General features: G+C 70.2%; 1 protein-coding gene and 1 pseudogene (1 of these 2 only partly in view). Both read left to right on the top strand.

Annotated features, from left to right (window positions below):
* Window positions 1-8164: pseudogene (locus PWF70_RS09705) on the top strand (non-ribosomal peptide synthetase).
* Window positions 8161-23674 carry the 5' portion of a non-ribosomal peptide synthase/polyketide synthase gene (locus tag PWF70_RS09710; protein WP_286352943.1) on the top strand. It continues 7316 nt past the right edge of the window, so 15514 of the gene's 22830 nt are visible here — the first part of the coding sequence; it begins with the start codon at window positions 8161-8163; its stop codon lies off the right edge, out of view. Before PWF70_RS09705 ends, PWF70_RS09710 begins: the two are co-directional and overlap by 4 nt.

A 23674-nucleotide genomic window follows, 5' to 3' on the forward strand; every position in this document is an offset into this window, starting at 1 on the left:
ATGGATGACACATCACCCCTCAGTGAGGGGAACCCACAAGTTGGGTACGGGGAGGGGCGCCGGGGAGGGCGCAGCAGAACGAGGGGGGTCGACCTGCTGGATCTCACTGCGGCTCAACGTGCCATGTGGTTCGCCGAGAACCTCGACGACGACCACTCGATCACCATCGCGCATTACCTGGACATCCTCGACGACGGTCGTCCGTTCGACCGGGAGCTGTTCCGTCGTGGCGTCATCGAGGGCTCGCGGGAACTCCAGACCGCCTACACCCGGATCGCCGAGGTCGACGGCACACCGATGCAGTACATCGACGAGTCGCTGCCGTTCGACGTGGTCGAGCTGGACCTCCGGGACCGGCCCGATCCCCTCGCGGCGGCCGACGACTGGATGCGCGCGGATCATGAGCGTCCGGTCGACCTGCTGAACGACCAGGTCGGCTTCGCGGCCTTCATCCGGGTGGCGGACAACCGTACCTATTGGTACATGCGCGGTCATCACATCGCCTTCGACGGTTACGGCGCGCTCGTCTGCCTGCACGAAGCGGTGGCGCGCTACAACGCAGCGGTCGCGGCCGAGACCCGCGTCCCACCTCGGCGCGCGACACTCGCCGAGGTGATCGCCGACGATGCCGCCTATCGCGAGAGCACGCGCCACGAGAAGGATCACGCGTTCTGGGCGCAACGCGCCGCCGGACTGCCCGAACGGGTGTCGCTGGCCACACATCCGGCCACTACCGGCATCAGCAACGAGACGGTGGTCGCGGCAGGGATGCTCGACGCCGACCTCGACAGCCGTCTGCGGTGTCGCGCCCGAGAGCTCGACGCCTCCGTCGCCGCGGTCCTCACCGCGGCCTTCGCCACCTTCCTCGCCCGGATGTCGGGCGCCGACGACATCGTGCTGAGCCTGCCGGTCACAGCCCGCACGACCGCCCGGATCAAACAGTCGATGGGCATGGTCTCCAACATGCTCCCGCTGCGCGTCGACGGGGTGGGCGCGGTGACCTGTGCGGAGGTCGTCGCCGCGGTCACCTCCGAGATCACCGCGGTTCTCCGGCACCAGCGGTACCGCTCCGAGGACATTCGCGCCGCAGCCGGTTTCGGTGACGCGACCGGCACATCCTTCGGTCCGCTCGTGAACCTACTGCTCTTCGACAAGCCGATCGAGATCGACGGGGCGCACGTCAGCTATCACATGCTGTCCGCGGGCATGGTCGAGGACCTGGTGATGAACGTCTTCGCCGCGGGTCCCGAGGCGCCGCTGGAGGTGGGCCTCCATGCCAACCCGGCCCTGTACGACCCCGACGAACTGGGCACCCACCGGGCGCGGCTGCTCCACGTGCTCGAGCAGTTCGTCGACGCCCCGGATCGTCCGGTGGCGGCGCTGGACCTGCTCATCCCCGGTGAGCCGGCGGCGGTCGAGCTGCTCGGTGACGGCGGCCCGGCGGTCGATGTCGCCGCGGAGCACATCCTGGCCCCCTTCGCACGACAGGTCGTCGCAACGCCGGATTCGACCGCGCTCGTCTTCGGGGACTCGCGCCTGACCTACCGCGAGATGTCGCTGGCGGTGGGCGAATTCGCGCGCGTGTTCGCGGACGAGGGAGTCGTCGCGGGGGACCGGGTGATCGTCGCTCTCGACCGCTCCCCCGAACAGGTGTGCTCGATCTATGCGGCCGTCGGCCTCGGGGCGGTGTACGTGCCCGTCGATCCGGCGGAGCCGGAGGAACGACGCCGCGCGATCGCCGCGATCGTCCGCCCTGCTGTCACCGTCGACGCGGCGTTCCTCGCCGCCCGTGGGATCGACGCGATCAACGCCGGGGCGGGTCCCCGGGCCGAGGCGCCACCCCTCCACACGCGTCCGTTGCCGCATCAGCCCGCGTACGTGATCTTCACGTCCGGCTCGACCGGTGTACCCAAGGGTGTCGAGGTCGACCACGCGGCGATCGAGCACCGCCTCGCGTGGATGCAGCGAGATCACCCGATCGGCGCCGACGACGCGGTGCTCTACAAGACCCCCGCGACCTTCGACGTGTCGGTGTGGGAGCTGCTGTGGCCCTTGCAGACAGGTGCGCGGATGGTCATCGCCGCACCGGATGGCCACCGGGACCCCGCCTACCTGCGGAACCTCATCGACGAGGCCGAGGTCACCGTCCTGCACTTCGTCCCGTCCATGCTCGACGCCTATCTCGACGTAGTGGGTCAGACCGAGGACGAGTCGGGTGCGCCGAAGTCGCTGCCCGACCGGGTGCGCTGGGTCTTCACCTCCGGAGAGGCACTGTCGGCGCAGCTGGCCCGTCGCCTGCGCCAGACCTCGTCGGCCGGTGTGGTCAATCTCTACGGCCCCACCGAGGCGGCGATCGACGTCACGTCCCATCGGGTGACCGCCGACGACCCCGTTGTGCCCATCGGCCGACCCGTGGCCGGCACCGTCGTGCGGGTTCTGGATCGCCGCCTGCGGCCGGTCCCGGTCGGCGTGGCCGGCGAGCTGTGCCTCGTCGGCCCACAGCTGGCCAACGGCTATCTCGGCGCGACGGTGCAGACCGCCGCCCGCTTCGTGGCCGATCCGCTGGGTGAGCCCGGTGTCCGGATGTATCGGACCGGTGACCTGGTGCGGTGGACGCGGGACGGGGAACTCGAGTACCTGGGTCGCAGCGACCATCAGGTGAAGATCCGCGGGCAGCGAGTGGAACTCGGCGAGGTCGAGTCGGTGATCGCCTCGATGCCCGGCGTCGACGCCGTGGTCGTCGTGGCGCGGCGAGACCTCGGTCCGGCGCCCGTACTCGTGGCATACGTCCGCGGAACATCGGGTGTTCCCGATGCGGACGCCGTGCGCGCCTTCTGTCGCCGGCGGCTGCCCGGCCACATGGTGCCGCTCGCAGTGGTGTTCCTCGACACCTTCCCGACGAACCGCTCCGGAAAGCTCGACCAGTCGGCGCTGCCCGACCCGGATCTCTCGGCCAGGACCGCGGAGTTCCGTGAGGCGCGGACACCGGCGGAGAAGGCGATCGTCTCGCTGGTTGCCCAGGCACTGGGCCGGGAACGGGTCAGCCTGTCGGACAATCTCTTCGCCCTGGGCGCCGACTCCCTCCTCGCGGCCCGCATGGTCTCCCGAGCCCGGATCGGACACGGCCTGACGATCGCCCTCACCGACGTCTTCGACAGCGACGACCTCGCCGATCTGGCGTCCCGCGCCGTCGTCGCAGACTCCGTGCCGGCACCGCCGGAGCGTCGACGCCTGCCGCGTCCGGCGCGGATTCCGTTGTCCCAGGCGCAGACCCGGCTGTGGTTCATCAATCGCATGTCGCCGGCCGAGTCGACCTACAACATGTCCGGCGCGCTCCGACTCACCCACGCGGTGGATCCCGGGGTGCTGCATCGTGCGGCGCTCGACGTCCTCGACCGGCACGAAATCCTGCGTACCGTGTTCCCGGCGGTCGACGGTGAACCGGAACAGCGCATCCTCGACACCGCGACCGCCGGCGCCGTGCTCGACTCCGAGCCGATCGATGTCGGCGAGCGCGGTCTCGATGCGGCGATCGCCGCGGTCGCCGAGGTGGGATTCGACCTCGCCGAGGAGATCCCGTTCCGCTTTCGCCTGCTCACCGGGGACCCACGCGGCGATGTCGTGGTACTCGTCGTGCATCACATCGCCGCCGACGGGCATTCGTTGCGACCACTGCTCCGCGATCTGATGACGGCCTACGAGAGCAGACGGGCCGGGGAACTCCCGGAGTTCGCCCCGCTGCCGATGCAGTACGCCGATGTCGCCGTCGAACGCGCCGAGATCCTGGGAACCCCGGAACGCCCGTCACCCGTGCTGGTCGAGGGCCTCGAGTTCTGGCGCGCCGAACTGCAGGGCGCGCCCGACCTGCTCCAACTGCCCACCGACCGCCCGCGCCCCCGGGTGATGTCCAGTGCAGGAGACCATCTCGACGTCACGCTGGACGCCGATCTGTCCGCCGGACTCCGCAGCCTGGCCGCCACCCTTGCCGTCACCCCGTTCGCCGTCTTCCAGTCCGCCCTGGCCCTCACCCTCGGCAGGCTCGCCGCGGTGGACGACGTCAGCATCGGCACCGCGGTCGCCGGACGCGACGATCCGGCCGTCGCCGAACTGGTCGGCATGTTCGTCAACACCGTCGTCCTGCGCACCGCGTTGCGTCCGGACGACACCGTGCGGGATCTGGTGACCGCGGCACATCGTCGTTGCGCGCGGGCGATGAGTCACGCCGACGTGCCCTTCGAACGGGTCGTCGACGCCATCGCACCGCAACGGTCGCCGTCCCATTCGCCGCTGTTCCAGGTCGCGTTGAGCGTACAGACCGACCAGTTGACCGAACTGTCGCACTGGACCGGCTCGGCGGAACTGCTCGATGCGCGCGTGCCGGCGGCGAAGTACGACGTCACCGTCTCGGTGACCGAGCGTGCGGACGACTACGCGGTCGAATTCGCCTATGCCACCGACCTGTTCGACGAGACCACGGTCCGTGGCCTGGCAACCCGGCTGCGTCGGGTCCTCACCCAGATGGTGTCCGCGCCCGACCGCGCACTCGCTTCGATCGACCTGCTCGAACCCGACGCGCTGCGCGCGCTCGCCGCACCGCTTCGCGGTGCCCAGCCGGAGACGACCCTCGCCGAGCTCATCGCACGGGGATTCGCCTCCACCGATCCTTCCGCCGTCGCCCTGACGGGCGATGTCGGGGCCGGTACCGGACGACTGACCTGGGCAGAGGTGGCGACCGCGACCCATCAGCTGGCCCGCCTGCTCGCCGACCGCGGAATCGGTCCGGGAGACGTTGTCGCCGTGAGCATTCCGCGATCCCCTCGGATGGTGCTCACCGTGCTCGGGGTGGCGATGAGTGGCGCCGCCTTCGTCATCATAGACGCGCGGTTGCCGGTACGACGCCGAGCGGCGATGCTCGCCGACAGCGGCGCCGCGCTGGTGATCACCGTCGACTCGGTGGTCGCCGCCGACCGTGCCGCCGACCCGGATGGCGCACCGCAGCAGCGTGACCTGGGTGTCGAGGAGTGGCTGCTCGACGATCTCGAGGTGGAGCTGAACATCGCGGGCCGCCGCGACCATCCGGTCGCCGACGCGGACCGGACCCGACGCGCCCACGTCGACGATCTCGCATACCTGCTCTTCACCTCCGGTTCCACCGGGCGGCCGAAGGCTGCGGCGGTCACCCACGCAGGGCTCGCGGAGATGGTCGCCGAGCAGCAGGCCCGACTCGGCGTGACCCGGGAGTCCCGCGTACTACAGCTCGCCGCACCGGGTTTCGACGTCGCGGTCTGGGAGATCATCCTGGCGATCTGTGCGGGTGCGGAACTGGTGATCAGTCCGCCCGATGTATTCGCCGGTCCCGAACTCGCCGACGTCATCACCCGGCACCGGGTCACGCACGCCTGCGCCACGCCGACGGCGCTCGCCACTGTCGACCCGGCGGAGATCCCCGGCGTCGAGACGATGATGGTGGCGGGGGAGGACTGCCCGCCGGAACTCGTCGCGCGGTGGTACGCCGACGGCCGGGCCCTGCTCAACCTGTACGGCCCCACCGAGACCACGATCTGGGTGACCCTGTCCACGCCGTTGTGCACGACGGCGCCGGTGACCATCGGCCGGCCGATCTCCGGAGTCGGGGCACGGGTTCTCGACCCGGGGCTGCGCCCGGTGCCGCCCGGTGTCGTGGGCGAACTGTATCTCGCAGGGCGTGCACTCGGACGCGGCTACCACGGACGTGCGGGACTCACTGCAGGCCGGTTCGTCGCCGACCCGTTCGGGACCGGCACCCGGATGTACCGCACCGGCGATCTCGTCTCGTGGACCTCTGCAGGGGAACTGATCTATCACGGTCGCAACGACTTCCAGATCAAGATCCGCGGCATGCGGGTCGAGCCGGGGGAGGTCGACGCCGTTCTCGTCACCCATCCCGACGTCGGGCACTCGGTGAGTGTGGGTATGCCGACGCCGGCCGGCGACACGGTCCTGGTCTCCTATGTGACGGGCGTGCCGGGGCGTGGTCCCGCCCCCGAGCAGATCGTCGATCACGCGGTCGCCCATCTGCCTGCGCATCTCGTCCCGCACACCGTCCAGGTGCTCGACGAGTTCCCGGTGACCCGCACCGGCAAGGTCGACCGGCGCGCGCTGCCTGCCGTCGAGATCTCTCCCGCCCGCGAATACGTCGCCCCCCGAAGCCGTCTCGAGGCGGCCGTGGCACAGGTCTTCGCCGACGTGCTCGGACTCCAGACGGTCAGCGTGCACGACGGCTTCTTCGAACTGGGTGGCAGTTCGCTGTCGGCGACCAAGGTGACCTACCGGGTGGAACAGCACATCGACCGGCGGGTGCCGTTGGCCCTGCTGTTCGAGAATCCGACGGTGGCGAGTTTCGTCGCCGCGCTGAGTACGGTCGAGTCCACCGGTGCGGGACGTGTTCTGACACCCCGGGAGCGGCCGCACATGGTCGACCTGACCGGTGTCCAGCGGGGGACTGTGGTCGCTCAACCAGATCGACCCGTCGTCGTCGTCGGCGTACAACGTGGGACTCACCCTCGAACTCGACGGTCCTCTGGACATCCCGGCCCTGACCGGGGCACTCGGCGACGTCATCGCCCGCCACGAGTCGCTCCGGACGCGCTACCCCCTGCACGAGGGGCGTCCGGTGCAGGTCATCATCCCGGCCGTCGACGCCCTGCGCGGTTTCCGGGTGGCCCTCGTCGACACCACCCCGGACCGCGTCGAAGAGGAGATCGCCGCCGTCGTCGAACCGGGCTTCGACCTGACCGGACCCAGCGCGGTCCGCGCCGCGATCCTGCGACTCGCCTCCGACCACCACCTCCTCGTGTTCGTGGTGCACCACATCAACGCCGACGGCGGTTCGTTGCGGCCGTTGGCCCGCGACCTCACGACGGCCTACCGTGCCCGGATCGGTGGGCAGGCCGGCCCGTGGACGGCGGCGGTGAGCCCGACCCGGGTCCAGTACGCCGACTACGCGATCTGGCACGCCGAGCGACTGTCGGCCGAGGCATCCGGCGGGATCACCGGGGAGCAGGCTCAACTCGAGTACTGGGAACAACGCCTGGGGACGGTTCGCGAACCCGCCGTGATCCCGACGGACCGGCCACGACCCGTCGAACCCCGGCACCGCGGCGGCGTCGTCGACGTGAGCGTCCCACCCGAGACCGCGACGGTCCTCAAACACCTCGCACGCGTGAACAACACCACGCAGTTCGTCGTGATGCACGCAGCGCTCGCCGTGCTGATCGGTCGGCTTTCCGGCAGCGAGGACATCGTCATCGGTACGCCTTTTGCCGGTCGCGACGATCCCGCCCTCGCCGACATGGTCGGCATGCTCGCGACCACGGTGCCGCTGCGCACCCGTCTGCGTCTCGATGAACCCTTCGACGAGCTACTGCGTCGCGTCCGGACCGAGGACGTCACCGACCTCGCCCACGCCGACGTCGCCTTCGACCAGATCGTCGACCATCTCAACCGCGCCGAGAAGGGGCCGGCCCGCCGCGGCCGGCACAACCCGCTGTTCTCGGTCATGCTCTCGTACCAGAACCTCGACATCCCGGCGATGCGTCTCGACGGTCTGTCCGTCCGGCTGCGGCCACCGTCCTCGTTCGCGGCCAAGGTCGATCTCGAGGTCATGGTGTACCCCGACGACCTCGACGGGGTGGACCGGGGTGGTGCGCTCGGTGGCCAGATCGCCTACGACACCGACCTCTTCGACCGTGCCGGCGCCGAGCGGATCGCCGAGCGATACCAGAACCTGCTCATCGACATCGCCGCCCGCCCGGGGACGCCGGTGGGCGACCTCTCGGTCTGGGCCGACGGGCAGTCCGCGGAGGTCGTCGACGACGAGCAACCGCTCCACGAACTCGTGTCCACGGTCGCCGCGGCTGCTCCCGATGCGGTGATCGGCATCCCCGGGGCGCCCTCGGTGACGTTCGCCGACCTCGAGGCCACCTCGGTGGCCATGGCGTTCTCCGTGCCGGACGAGGACCCGTCCGAGGCCTTGACGGTCGCGGTCACCACGCTCCTCGCCGACGCGGACCGGACCATCGACGAGGTGTTCGCGTGCATTCGCACCGCGGCGACGACCGCGCTTTCCGGAGGCGCCGACGCGATGACCGGTGAATCCCGGCGGAATCGGGTGAAACGCGCGTGACGTCAGACACCTCGGTTTCGCGCAGCGTCGGGGCGCGCACGTCCGCGGGGTCAACACATCAGCCGGCGGCGCTGCGCAGGCTCACCTTCGCCGCGACCCACGCCGCCGACGCCGAGGCGATGGTCGGCGTCAACGGACCGGTGAGCTTCCGCGAGTTGCACAGGCGGGTCACGGTTGCGGCGACCACCCTGGCCGCTCGCGGCGTCGACCCGACCCCGGCGCTACGCGCAACGGTCACGGCTCTGCTGCCGCGGACGGGGACCACTCCGGCACAGTTGGCGGCGACAGCCGGTGAGGTCCTCGCCGACCTGGAACGGCGGATCGACGATGTCCTCGGCGCGGGCGATGTCGAATCGCTCCCGGGCCTGTTCCGGGTGTCGGCACACCGGCGCCCCGACGCCGTCGCCCTCACCGATCTCCACGGCGCAACGATCACCTACCGCGACCTCGACGACCGGACGGAGCGACTGGCCCGCGCGCTCGCCGTCGCCGGCGCCGGGCCGGAAACCCTGGTCGGCGTGGCGATGCCGAGGTCGGCGGACCTCATCGTCGCGCTGCTCGCGGTGCTCAAGACCGGTGCGGCATACCTGCCGCTCGACCGGACGCATCCCATCGCGAGATTGCGCACCATCGTCGACGACGCCGCGCCGGTGCTCGTCCTCGCCGACCCTGAGACAGCGGCCGCGTGGTCGGACATGCCCGCGCGCATCTCGACACCCGACGATCTGACGGCCTGGGCGGAACCTCTCCCGGTGACGGGACTTCCCGAACGCGTGGGGGCTCACTCGAGTGCCTACGTCATGTACACCTCCGGTTCGACGGGGGTGCCCAAGGGGGTCGTGGTCACCCACGACAACGTGATCTCGCTGGTCGTCGCGCTCGACGCGCTGGTCGAGAGCACACCCGACGACGTGTGGTCGATGTTCCACTCCTACGCCTTCGACGTATCGGTGGGGGAGCTCTGGGCCGCACTTCTCGCCGGGGGACGTCTCGTCGTGCTCGACCACGCCACCACCCGTGCCCCGGACGACGTGGTCGAGGTGTTCGACCGCGAAGGCGTCACGATCGTCAACTTCACCCCCTCGTCCTTCTACCAGTTCGCGGCGGCGGTACGCCCGCCCCACGGCTCTGCACTGCCGGAAACGGTTCGACGACTCCACTTCTCGGGCGAGCTCCTCGACTACGAGCATGTGCGCAAGTGGCAGGCCGACCGCATCGCCGACGGTTCGCCGACCAGACCGGGAGCCGACGTCCCCGGTCCGCAGCTCAACAACATGTACGGGCCCACCGAGACCACGGTGTACATGACGCGCCGTGATCTGACGCGCGAATTCGTCGAGACCGCAACGGCTTCCGACATCAGTGGGCCGCTACTGGGTTCCCGTGTGCATGTCCTCGACGGCCGGCTCGCGCCGCTGCCCGACGGCGTGCCCGGGGAACTGTACGTCTCGGGCCTCCAGGTCACCCGGGGCTTCCTGCGACGCCACGGTCTGACGGCGACACGCTACGTCGCCGACCCGTTCGGTCCGCCGGGCAGTCGGATGTACCGGACCGGTGACGTCGGTGTCGCCCGCAACGGATCGATCGAATTCGTCGGCCGCCGCGACGGACAGGTGAAGCTGCGCGGTTTCCGCATCGAACTCGGCGAGGTCGAGTCGGCGATGTCCGCGATCGACGGCATCGACGCGGCCGGCGCCGACATCCGGATGCGCGGCGACACCGAGCATCTCGTCGGCTACCTCGTTCCCACGGCCGGCAGAGCCCCGGACGAGGCGACCGTCCGGGACCGGCTCGCTGCCGCGCTGCCGGAGTACATGGTGCCGACCCTGTTCGTGTGGCTCGACGCGCTGCCGCTCACGGTCAACGGCAAGCTCGACCGCGCGGTCCTGCCCGAACCGGACACCACCGACGACACCGGAACCCACGAACCACCGGCCACACCCACCGAGGAACGGCTCGCCGCCCTCCTCGCGGAGATCCTCGGCGAGACCGAGATCAGTGTCACCGCATCACTGTTCGACCTCGGCGGCAACTCGCTCACCGCGACTCGCGTCGCCGCACGCGCCGCCGAGGACTTCGGGACCACGGTGGCGGCACGCGATCTGTTCACGACCCCCACGGTCCGCGCACTCGCCGCGGCGATCGACACGCGTCTCGCCGAGGGCGACCGGCAGGAGTCCACGCGACCGCCGTTGCGTCCGGTGGAACGGACCGGTCCGCTTCCGCTGTCGCCTGCCCAGCGACGGATCTGGTTCCTGGAGACCATGAACCCGGGCGGACCGGCCTATCTCATCCCGGCCGTCTTGCGCCTGCGCGGGCGAACCACCGCCGATCTGCCCGGCCCACGCCTGGAACCGGCTTCGGTGGCCGCGGCGCTCGATGACCTGATCGCCCGCCATGAAACGTTGCGCACGCGGTTCGTCGCCGTCGACGGCGTTCCGCAGCAGATCGTCGACGATCCCGACACCGCCCGGCACGACGCGCGGGTGGATCCGCCGATCGACATGCGCGGCTCCGGGTCTGCCGGGGTGACCGCGACCGTCGCCGACATCGTCACGCGCGGCTTCGACCTCGAGCGGGGAGCACCGGTGCGCGCGCGCCTCATCCGGGTCGCCGACGACGAGTGGGTGCTCGTCCTGGTCGTCCATCACATCATCGGCGACGGTGGGTCGATGGCGCCGCTGGTGGCCGATTTCGTCGAGGCCTACCAGGCGCGGCAGTCCGGTCATGCGCCCGAATGGTCCCCGCTGCCGGTGCATTACGCCGACTATGCGGTGTGGCATCACGAGATCCTCGGTGATCTCACCGACCCCGAGTCGCTTGCAGCACGCCAACTCGGTTACTGGAGAACGCAACTCGCCGACGCCCCGGAACTCACCGATCTGCCGCTGGATCGCCCGCGGGCGGCTCTGCGCGAGGAGAGCGGTGCGGAACTGTCGACGGTGATCGATGCGTCGACCTGGTCACGCCTGCGCGAACTCGCCGACCGGCACGACGCGACCATGTTCATGTGCGTGCACGCGCTTCTCGCGGTCACCCTCCTGCGGTCGGGAAGCAGCACCGATCTGGTGATCGGCACACCGGTGGAGGGGCGCGGCGACCGTCGGCTCGACGGCCTCATCGGGATGTTCGTGAACACCCTCGCGCTGCGCACGCCCCTGCGCCGCGATGCGGACTTCGCCACGGTCCTCGCGGCCTGCCGCGAGACCGACATCGCCGCACTCGATCACGCCGACCTGCCCTTCGAGACGGTCGTGGAGGAGGTGACGACCGCCCGCAGCACCGCACACCCGCCGCTGTTCCAGGTGGCGCTCGCCTTCCAGAACACCGACCGGCCGAGGGTCGAACTCCCCGGTCTGGTCGTCTCCGAACTCGAGGCCCCGGTCACCAGCGCCAAGGTCGACCTGCAGGTGACCGTTGTCGACCCGCCCGGTCGACCCCGCGACGAGGACACCCCGGTCGTGATCACCTATGCGACGGCGCTGTTCGACCCCGACACCGTCGCCGATCTGGCGCGTCGTCTGCTGTCCATCGCGCATGCGGTCGTCGAATCGCCGCAGACCCCGATCGGTGACCTCCCGACCGGGGAGCCCGACGACGCCCCGGCTCTCCTGAGCTCACCGGCCCTGGCCGAGAAGAAGGTCACGCTGCCCGGGCTGTTCGACGCCGCGGCGGCCCGCAACCCCGACGGTGTCGCGGTCACCGACGGTGACACCACGCTGACCTACGCCGAACTCGACATCGCCACACGACTGGTCGCCGTGGAACTGCGGTCGCGGGGCGCACGACCGGGCGCGGTGATCGCGCTGGCCGTGCCGCGATCGTTGTTAGGCACGGTGGCCTTCTGGGCCATCGTCCGCACCGGCGCCGCGGTCGGTCTCATCGACCCGTCGCAGCCCGCCGAACGCATCCGCTACATGACCGGCACGCTGGCCGCGACGCTCGGCGTCACGAGTTCGGCGCCCGGTGCGCCGGGCTCCTCGGACGCACGGGCCGAGGCCGACGACGGCACGACCTGGCTCCTCGTCGACGACCTCGTCGACCTGACCGATCCCACCCGGTGGGCATCGCAGCCGGTTGCCCTCGACAACCCGGTGCCCGACGATCGGATCGACGACACCGCCTACATCATCTTCACCTCGGGCTCGACCGGGCGACCCAAGGGCGTCGCGGTCTCGCACCGCGGGCTCGCGGATCTGGTCGCCGACGCCCGGTCCCGATTCGACCTGAGCCCGGAGTCACGGGTACTGCGTTTTGCCGCACCGGGATTCGACGCCTCGGTGTTCGAGACCCTCGTCGCGGTTGCCGGGGCCTCGACGATGGTCGTGGTGCCGCCGGGGGTCACCGGCGGCCGCGAACTGGCGTCGGTCATCGCCGACGAGTCCGTCTCGCACCTGACGATCACGCCGAGTGCGCTGGCCACGGTGCCCGCCGCCGAGATGTTCCCCGACCTCCGGGTGGTGTGCGTCGCCGGCGACGCCTGCTCACCCGAGCTCGTCCGCGCCTGGTCGGACGGGCGTGCGATGTACAACCTCTACGGGCCCACCGAGGCGACGATCTGGTCGACCGCCTCCGCCGCGATGCGTCCGGGACAACCCGTCACCATCGGCGGACCCATCGCGGGTGTGGGTGTACTCGTCCTCGACGCGCGACTCCATCCGGTCCCGCCCGGCGTCGCGGGCGAGCTGTATCTCGTCGGCCCGGCGCTGGCCGTCGGCTACCTGAACCAGACCGCGCTGACCGCCGAGCGGTTCGTCGCCGCACCGTTCGGGCGGCCGGGTGAGCGGATGTACCGGACCGGTGACCTCGTCCGCCGGCGCCGCCGGGACGGCCGATGGGAACTCGACTTCCTCGGCCGCAGCGACTTCCAGGTGAAGATCCGCGGATTCCGGATCGAGACGGGCGAGATCGACGCCGTCCTGGAAAGCTCTGCCGCGGTCGACTTCTCGACCACCGCCGGCATCGCGCACCCGACGTCGGGTGAGACCGTGCTGGTGTCCTGGGTCCACGGCAGCGACGGCGCGGCCGTCGACGTGCCGGCGCTGACCGCCCATGCGGCCCGGCATCTGCCTGCGCACATGGTGCCGACCGCGATCGTCCCGCTCGACGAGATCCCCCTCGCGGCGACCGGCAAACTCGACCGCGCCGCACTGCCGGCACCCGAGTTCTCGAGTGGCGTCCACCTCGAACCGCGCACCGACACCGAACGCGCGGTCGCGGCGGTCTTCGCCGAGGTCCTCGGCATGGAGGGCGCGGCCGGCGGCCCGGGCGTCTCGGCGCTCGACTCGTTCTTCGATCTCGGCGGTACGTCGCTGTCCGCGACCCGAGTGGTCGCCCGCCTCGGCGCGGAGTTCGGTGTCGAGATCGGGGTGCGGGTGATCTTCGAGGCCCCGACCGTCGAGGCCCTCGCGACGCTGCTCGACACCGGCGGGATCGATGGTCGCGCAACCGGTCCCGTGCCCGGCGTGATGGCGCGACCCGAACCGGTCCCGTTGTCCTACGCCCAGCGGCGGATGTGGTTCCTCAACCAGTTCGACCCGGGCTCTGCCGCATATGTGATCCCCATCGTCGTGCGACTGCACGGCGACCTCGACGTGGACGCGATGCACGAGGCGATCAACGACGTGGCCGAGCGGCACGAAGTGCTCCGCACGATCTATCCCACCGATCCGGAAGCAACAGACGCAGCCGAACCCATCCAGGTGGTGCGCAAGTCTCACCCCGGCCTGGTCCCGGTCGGACACACCGTCATCTCCGGGATCGCGCCGGACAGCCTGGTCGCCGAGGAGATCACCGCCACGATCTCACAACCGTTCGACGTGACCCGCGATCTCCCTCTGCGTGCGCGGATCCTCAGCTCCACGGACACCGACCACGTGCTCGTGATCGCGCTCCACCACATCGCCGCCGACGGCGAGTCGGCGCCGATCCTCGCCCGCGAGGTGGTCGAGGCCTACGACGCACGCCGCTCCGGCCGGGCACCACGCTGGACGCCGCTGACCCTCCAGTACGCGGATTACGCGGTGTGGCAACGGCATCGCCTGGGGGAGCCGGCCGACCCGGACTCGGAGATGTCACGCCAGCTGTCCTACTGGAGGCAGCAGCTCCGCGGGCTGCCGGACGTGCTGCCGCTGCCCCTGGACCGGCCGCGCACCCTCAGACCCGATGCCAGGGCGGCGACCGTGCGGTGGTCGTTGCCGGCGACCGTGGTGGCCGGTCTTCGACGCCGCGCCTCCGAACAGCGCGCGACGCTGTTCATGGTCCTGCACACCGCGGTGGCGGCCGTACTCGCGCGGTTGACGTCGACCGCCGAGATCGCGGTCGCGACACCGGTGGCGGGGCGCGGACACCGCGTTCTCGACGAGCTGATCGGTATGTTCGTCAACACCGTCGTGTTGCGCGTCGACGTGGACCCGCAGCTCACCGGCGGGGCCCTCCTCGACCGGGTCAAGCTGGCCGACGTGGCCGCCTTCGATCACGCAGAGGTGCCGTTCGAGCGCGTCGTCGACGCCGTCGATCCGCCGCGCACGGAGAACGTCGAGCCGTTGGCACAGGTGATGCTGGTGCACACCGCCGGTGCCGAACCGGTGATGGCCGGCGTGACCATGGGCGACCTGGCCGCCGAGTTCGTCGAGATCGATGACACCACCGCGAAATTCGACCTCACCATCGGTTCCCGGGAGGGTGTCGACGGGACGCTCGCCGGGTCGATCACGTACGCCACCGCTCTGTTCGACCAGGAGACCGCGGAGACGATCTCCGCCGCGCTGGAGTCCACCCTCACCGTTCTGGCCGACGACCTCGACGTGCCGGTCGCGGACATCCCGCTGCTCACCGAGGCTCAGCAACAAGCCCAGTACGAGCTCGGACTCGGCCGCATCGTGACCCTGCTGCCGGAGACACTGGCGGATGCCGTGGTCGCCGGGTCCCGGATCTCACCGGACGCGGTCGCGTTGCGCTGCGCCGGCCGGTCGATCACCCATCGGGAGTTCGCCGCCCGGGTGGCGGTGGTCGCGCGAGAGCTGATCGCCGCCGGCGTCGGCCCGGAAGACAGTGTCGCCGTGTGTATACCGCGATCGGTCGAACTGGTGGTCGCGATCCACGCGGTCCTCGCCGCGGGCGGCCAGTACGTCCCGGTGGCCACCGATGCGCCGGTGGACCGGGTGCGCTACATGATCGACACCGCGCGAGCGGACATCGGTCTCGTCGCACCCGGCGCGGCAGGCCCCGATGAAGCGGACGGTACGACGATCGGCGGCGTCGTGAACCGGGTGATCGTCGTCGATTCCACCAACCCGGTGGATCTCGACACCACCCCGGTCACCGACGCCGAACGGCGGGCGCCGCTCCTGGCCGACCACGCCGCCTACACCCTGTTCACCTCCGGGTCCACCGGCCGGCCCAAGGGCGTGACCGTGACCCACCGGGCCGTGATGAACCGATTGCTTTGGGGCATCCAGGAATTCGGCATCGGCCCTGACGACGCGGTCCTGTTGAAGACGCCGGCGACCTTCGACGTGTCGGTGCCCGAGCTCTTCACCCCGCCGATCACCGGCGCCCGGATGGTCATCGCACCCGACGATGCACACCTCGACCCACACGCCATCGCCCGGCTGATAGACGACGAGCAGGTCTCCACCGTGCACTTCGTCCCGTCGTTGCTGACGGTCTTCGTCGAGGTCCTCGACCACACGGGGGGCGGGGTGCCGCGGAGCCTGCGACACCTCTACTGCTCGGGCGAGGCGCTGGCGCCGGCCACCCTCGCCGCGGTGCGCGCCGTCCTGCCCCGGGTGCGGGTCCACAATCTCTTCGGTCCGACCGAGGCCGCGGTGGAGGTCACCGCCGCCACCCTCGGCGATCACCGCGAGGTGGTGCCGATGGGCCGGCCGATCTGGAACACGCAGAGCCTCGTCCTCGACGACCGTCTACGGCCGGTACCGACCGGCGTCGCCGGCGAACTGTATCTCGGCGGTGTCCAGCTGGCCCGGGGGTATGCCGGGCGCGCCGATCTGACCGCGGACCGTTTCGTCGCCGACCCGTTCGGGCGAGGGGACAGGCTCTACCGCACCGGGGACCTGGTCCGCCGCAACCGCTCCGGCGAGCTGGAGTACCTGGGCCGCAGCGACTTCCAGGTGAAGCTCCGCGGCCAGCGGATCGAGTTGGGCGAGATCGAGTCCGTGCTCGCGACCGTCTCCGGGGTACGGCAGGCCGCGGTGACCCTGGCGCGGTCCCCGGGCGGCGCGGAGCATCTCGTCGGGTACGTGATCGGACCCGAGAGCGCCGACAGCGTCCGCCGTGCGCGGGAGGCGGTGGCGGCTTCGCTGCCCGCCTACATGCGGCCCACGCTGTGGGTCACGCTGCCCGATGCGCCGCTCAGTAGCGCCGGAAAGCTCGACCGGAAGGCGCTTCCCGCGCCGCTTTTCGACATGCTGGTGCACACCGGGTCCGATGCGGAGCCGGTGACGGACACCGAACGCGTCGTCGCCGGGATCGTCGCCGCCGTCCTCGGTGTCGAACAGGTCCCGATGACCAGTTCGTTCTTCGCTCTCGGCGGCGATTCGATCGCGTCGATCCGCCTGACCTCGATGCTGCGGGCCGCCGGTTTCGGTCTCACCCCGCGTGACGTGTTCGGCGCCGCGACGATCCGCGACCTCGCGCAGCTGTCCCGGCATGAACCCGACGCGGTGCTCGACGAGCTGTCCGGCGGCGGCATCGGACCGGTCGCGTCGACGCCGGGCGTGGCGTGGATGCTCGACCTCGCCGATGGGCTCGACGACATCGCCGACTTCTCGCAGAGCACGGTGCTGACCCTGCCGGCCGACATCGACGAAGACGCCCTGCGCGCCGTGACCGCTGCGGTGGTGGCAGCGCACCCGATGCTCACCGCGTCGTTGCAGATCGGCGAGGACGGCGATCCCGTCGTGATCGCCGGAGCCGGAAGCGCCCACGACGTCCTGGTCGAGATCCTCGACCCGGTGCGGCCGGCCACCGGTTCTGCGGCAGCCACTCTCGGTGAGGCGGTGCGAGAGGCGCATCGACGTGCTCTCGGCGCCCTCTCACCCGAACGGGGACGACTCGTCGCGGCCGTGGGAGTGCGGGTCGCCGACGGCCGGGACACGGTCGGCCGGTTGGTGATCGCGATCCATCACCTCGGCGTCGACGCGGTGTCGTGGCCGACCATCGTGTCCGGCCTGGCCCGCGCCTGGTGGCAGTACCGCAGCGGCGACCAGCCGCAGGTCACCGCCCACGGGACGTCTTTCCGCCGGTGGGCGCAGGTGTTGTCCGAACTCGCCGACCGCGAGCACGAGATCGACTGGTGGACCGAACAGCTGCCACCGTCGTCCGACTCGGTGCTCGATCCCGTCCGAGATCGGTTGCGAACCACCGTCTCCACGACCCACGTCGTCGGACCCGATCGCACCGAGTCCGTGCTGGGTCGGGTCGCGGATGCGTTCGGCGCCCGCGCCGACACCGTGGTCGCCGCGGCCCTCGCCTACGCCCTCGCCACCGGGACGGCCGCCGGTCGACTCGGGTACGACGCCCGCACGGTGTCGGTGCTCCTGGAGAACCATGGGCGCGAGGAGTCCGTCGCCCCGGGCGCCGACCTGAGCGAGACCGTCGGCTGGTTCACCTCCTTCGTCCCGGTCGGCGTCGAGATCCCCGAGACCGGGACCTCACCCGGACGCGACCTGGCGACGATCCTCAAGTCCCTCAAGGACCGGCAGAAACGCATGCCCGACAACGGCATCGCGTTCGGTCCGCTGCGCTGGTCACGGCCTGGGTCGCCCCTCCGTGACCGCCCGTTACCGCCGGTGACCGTCAATTACCTGGGGAGTCTGGCCGGTTCGGAGGACGACGCCGACACGACGGCCACCGAGTTCCTTCCGGTCGGCGACGCGCCGGTGCTCCCGCCGTCGGTGACCGGCGACATGGCGGCTCTCGCCGCGCTCACCGCAACCATGGGGACGGTGCCGTCCCCGCGCGGGCGCTCGTTGCGACTGGATCTCTCGGCGCCCGAAGCGGTACTCGGTCGCGACGTCCTCGACGACATCGCCTCTCGATGGGATGCCGCACTGTCCTCGCTGACCGCATACGTGGAATCGGTGGGGGATCCGGGGCCCAGCGAGACCGACGTCATCGGCGGGGGAGTCTCGCAGACCGAGATCGACGATCTGGTCGAGAGGTACTCGGCGGGTCGTTCCCACACCGCGCCGGCGATCTGGCCGCCGACCCCGCTGCAACAGGGGTTGATCTACGAGGCCGAACGACTCGCCGGTACCCCTGAGTTCGACGGCCCTGGGTTCGACGGCGCCGGGCATCCGACCGACCCCTATGTCACACAATCGATCATCGAGTTCGCCGGTGAGCACGCGCCGACCGCGTTGCTTCCGGCGGTCCGCGAACTGCTGGCGCGCCAACGGGTCCTGCGGTCCGCGTTCACCCGGACCGGGTCGGGCCGACCCGTCGTCGTGATCCCGCCGGCGGATCACGCGGTGGTGACGGACCCCGACTTCCGCGGCATCGACCTCACGGCAGCAGAGCTCGCGGATGCGGCGGATCGCATCGCCGAACTCGCCGAAGAGGATCGCACCAGGCCGTTCCACCTCGATTCGCCGCCGCTGATCAGGTTCACCGCCGTCGCGCACCACAGCATCGCCGGTCCCGCACACACCGTCGTGATCACCGCGCACCACATCATCCTCGACGGGTGGTCCGGGCCGATCCTCGTCGCCGATCTCCTCGCCGCACATCTCGGCCGTCCCGCGGTCACCCCGGCCACCGACATGGAGTCCTACCTCGAGTGGCTGGATCGCCGAGATCGTGCCGCTGCCCTCACTGCGTGGCAGAACACTCTCGCCGACGTCACGCCCACCGTGGTCGCGCCCCACCACGCTGCCCGCGCCCGCCAGGAGGAGCGCCGTCCGTACGAGATCGCCGCGCGCCTGGACGCCGCCGGCCGTGCCCGGCTGGAGGAACGGGTCCGGCAACTCGGCAGCACCACGAGCACCGCACTCCACGCGGCCTGGTCGATCCTGCTGTCGCGACTGACCGGAGAACAACGCGTCGTCTTCGGCGAGACGGTGTCGGGTCGGCCGGCCGACCTCGACGGGGCCGACGCCATGATCGGTCTCTTCATCAACACGGTGCCCGTCGTCGCGGACGTCGACCCGAACCGGACGGTCGCCGATCTGGTGACGACGCTCCACGCTTCCCGTACCGGGCTCGTCGACCACCAGTTCCTCGGTCTGGGCGAGATCACCCGCGCCTCCGGGCATCCCGCGCTCTTCGACACCCTGGTCGTCTACGAGTCCTATCCAGTCGACACGGGAACCGTGCTGGAGGGATCGCGCACGTCAGGGCTCGAGATCCGCGACGTGACCACCTCGGACGCGACCCACTATCCGCTGGCGCTCATCGCCGCCCCGGACGCCGACGAGCTGTCGCTCACTGTGAAGGCCAATCTGACCGCCGTCGACGCCGAGGTCGCCGAGGTGATCGCGGCATCGCTGGTCGATCTCCTGCAGTTGCTCGCCGACGACCCCGACACGCCCGTTGCGGCGCTCGACCCGATGCCCGCGGAGATGCGCGGCACGGTCGAGACGTGGTCGCGGGGTGCGGTGGTGGAGTTGGGGTGGGGTGGTCGTTCGGTGGGTTCGGTGGTGGCTGAGCGGGTGGGGTTGTCGGGGTCGCAGGTGGCGGTGTGGTGTGGGGATCGGGTGGTGTCGTATGGGGAGTTCGGTGGTTTGGTGGCGGGGGTTGCGCGGCGGTTGTTGGGTGTGGGTGTGGGGGTGGATTCTGCTGTTGGGGTGGTGATGTCGCGGTCGTTGGAGTTGTTGGTGGCGGTGCATGCGGTGGTGGTTGTGGGTGGGCGGTATGTGCCGGTGGAGGTGGATGCGCCGGTGGAGCGGGTGGGTTACATGTTGTCGACGGCGGGTGTGGGTGTGGTGTTGACGCGGGGGTCTGAGGAGGTGGTGGTGCCTTCTGGTGTGGAGCGGTTGGTGGTGGATTGTGGTGTGGGGTCGGGTGTTTCGGGTGTTGATGGTGGTGTGGAGTTGGGTGCGGTGGTGGATGAGGTGGGGGTGTTGTCGCCGTTGGTGGGTGTGTACACGTTGTTCACGTCTGGGTCGACGGGTCGGCCGAAGGGTGTGACGGTGTCGCATGGGGCGGTGGTGAATCGGTTGGGGTGGATGCAGTCGTTGTTCGGGGTGACTGGTGATGATGTGGTGTTGTGGAAGACGCCGGTGTCGTTTGATGTGTCGGTGTGGGAGTTGTTCTGGCCGTTGATGGTTGGTGCTTCGGTGGTGGTGGCGGAGCCGGGTGGGCATCGGGATCCGTGGTATGTGGCGTCGGTGGTGGAGCGGTTTGGTGTGTCGGTGTGTCATTTTGTGCCGTCGATGTTGTCGGTGTTTGTTGATGCTTTGCAGGGTTCGGGGCGGGATTTGGTGGGGCGGGGGGATTCGGCGTCGGCTGGGTTGGGGTCGTTGCGGCAGGTGTTTTGTTCGGGTGAGGCGTTGGGTGTTGCTGGTGTGGAGGGGTTGCGGGGGTTGGTGCCGGGTGTGCGGGTGGTGAATTTGTATGGGCCGACTGAGGCGGCGGTGGATGTGACGTCGTATGTGGTCTCGGGTGGTGAGGTGGTGGTGCCGATTGGTCGTGCGGTGCCGAATGTGTCGGTGTGGGTGTTGGATTCGCGGTTGCGGCCGGTGCCGGTGGGTGTGGTTGGTGAGTTGTATCTGGGTGGGGTGCAGGTGGCTCGGGGGTATGCGTCGCGGTCGGGGTTGACTGCGGAGCGGTTTGTGGCGGATCCGTTTGGTGGGTCTGGGTTGCGGTTGTATCGGACGGGTGATCGGGTGCGGTGGTCTGGTGTTGGTGAGTTGGAGTATTTGGGGCGTAGTGATTTTCAGGTGAAGTTGCGTGGGCAGCGGATCGAGTTGGGGGAGATCGAGTCGGTCCTGCACACCGCACCCGGCGTTACCCAGGTCGTGGTGTCCGTGATGGAACTGCCCGCCGGAGAGCAGCTGGTGGCCCACCTGACCGGATCGGATGTCGACCTCGACGCCGTCCGGACCGTGGCCGAGAAGCTGCCCGGCTACATGCGTCCCACCTCCTGGGTGATCCTCGACGAGATGCCGTCGAACACCGCGGGCAAGATCGATCGCAAGGCGCTCCCACATCCGGCGTACGCTGCCGACGAGTATGTCGCCCCGTCGACACCCGTCGAGACCGCCGTCGCCGACATCTTCGCCGACGTGCTCGGCATCGACGAGATCTCGGCCGGCACGAGCTTTTTCGACGCCGGCGGGAACTCGCTGGCAGCAACGCGTCTCGCGTCGCAGTTGGGGCGGACACTCGGCGTGCCGGTGACCGTGCGCGACGTCTTCGACGAACCGACCGTGCGCGGTCTCGCCGCACTCGTCGGGCGATCCGGCGTCGACGCCGCGGCCCCCGGCGTCGAGGTGGGCGAGAGGTCCGCCGGATCGTCGTCACGCCCCGACGTCCTGCCGCTCTCGAGTGCGCAACGACGCATGTGGTTCCTCAACCAGTTCGAACCCGACGTCGCGTCGTACGTCATCCCGTTCGGATTCCGTATTCGCGGACAGTTCGACGTCGAGGACGTGCGGCGCGCGATCGGCGACGTGATCGCGCGGCACGAGATCCTCCGGACCACCTATCCGCTCGGCCCGGACGGCAGACCGCACCAGGCCGTCGCCGATGATGCCGGATTCGACTGGCAGGTGGTCGATTCCGACGCCGAGGCGATGGCAGTTCCCTCGATACCGTACGACCTCACCCGGGACCGGCCGCTGCGGGCACGCTTGCACGCCGACCCGGCCGACGGTGCGCTGCTCGTCATCGCGGTTCACCACATCGCCGCGGACGGTGCGTCGGGACCGGTTCTGGCCCGCGACCTGCTCACCGCCTACCTCGCACGACGAGACGGCGGGACACCGGACTGGACGCCGTTGCACCGCCAGTACGCCGACCACGTCCTGGAACTCCGTGACAGCGACGCCACCGCGGTCACCCGACGGCAGTGGTGGGCGGACCGCCTCGCCGGTGCGCCCGCGCTTCTCGATCTCCCGACCACCCACCCGCGACCGGCGAACCGCGAGACACGCGGTGCCACGGTCGACTTCACGATTCCCGGTCGGGCCGCGCTGGCTGCCGCCGACCTCGCCCGGGCCACCGGGACCACCACGTTCATGGTGCTGCACGCCGCTCTCGCGGCGCTTCTGAGCCGTCTCTCGGGTAGCGAAGACGTCGTCATCGGCACCGCCACCGCCGGACGGGACGGCGAGACCGACGACCTGATCGGTATGTTCGTCAACACCGTCGTCCTGCGCAGCCGGGTCGCGGCCGAAGACGGTTTCGCCGACCTCCTCGCCGAGATCCGCGACCGCGACCTCGACGCCCTCGCGCACGCCGACGTTCCCTTCGATGAGGTGATCGACACGCTCGGGGTCACCCGGGCCGCGTCGTACGCACCGCTCGTCCAGGTCCTGCTGACGACCTCCGAGGCCACAACACTGCCCGCGGACCTGTCGACAGAGCTGGCCGGTCTCGACATCGGTCCGGTGTCGGTGGTGGACGACTCCGCCAAGTTCGACCTCACGATGGCGGTCCGCACCGACGGGGCGGCGGGTGCTCCGTGGCGAGGCACCCTCACCTACGCCACCGACCTCTACGACGATGCCGACGCCCGGCGCCTGGCCGACCGATTCGTCGGCCTCCTCGTCGGGGCGGTCGCCGACACGACCACGCCGGTCGGAGATCTCGAGCTGCTCGCCGGCGACGAGGACATGGCGCCGCTGGTCTCCGGTGAGCCGGACCCGGCCGTCGTGGTCCTTCCCGATCTGTTCGCCGCCGCCGTCCGGTCGCGCGGCGGCCATCCTGCCGTCGTCGACGACCTCGGCACCTGGACGTACGAGGAGCTGGACAACGCCAGTTCCCATCTCGCCGCCGAACTGGTCGAGCAGGGCGTCGGCCCGGACGATGTCGTGGTCTGCTCGTTCGGACGGTCGGCACGGGCACAGCTCGCCTTGTGGGCGGTCGCCAAGACCGGCGCGGTGTACTGCCCCATCGATCCCCGCCATCCAGCGGATCGCATCGCCCGCGTGGTGGGTGCCGCGCGCGCGAGAGTGGGGCTCACCGACGGCTCGGTCCAGACGGCCGGCGAGGAACTGTGCTGGCTGCGGCTCGATCCGGACCGGGCCGCCGAACTCCGGTCCCGAGATCGTCGGCCCACCCCCGGGATTCGACGCCCCGTGCACCCCGACGACGGCGCGTACATGATCTTCACCTCCGGTTCGACCGGCGTGCCCAAGGGCGTCCTCGTGACCCACCGCGGCCTGGCGGGAGTGGTCACGGCGCTGCGCGAGCGCCACGGATCGGGACCGCAGGCCCGATGGCTGGGCATCAGCTCTCCCGCCTTCGACGCCGCGATCCTCGAGATCCTCGGCGCCTACGGAAGCGCGGCCACCCTCGTCGTCGTCCCGCCGGAGATCTACGGCG

It is taken from the genome of Gordonia sp. Swx-4, from assembly GCF_030316175.1.
Taxonomy (GTDB): domain Bacteria; phylum Actinomycetota; class Actinomycetes; order Mycobacteriales; family Mycobacteriaceae; genus Gordonia; species Gordonia alkanivorans.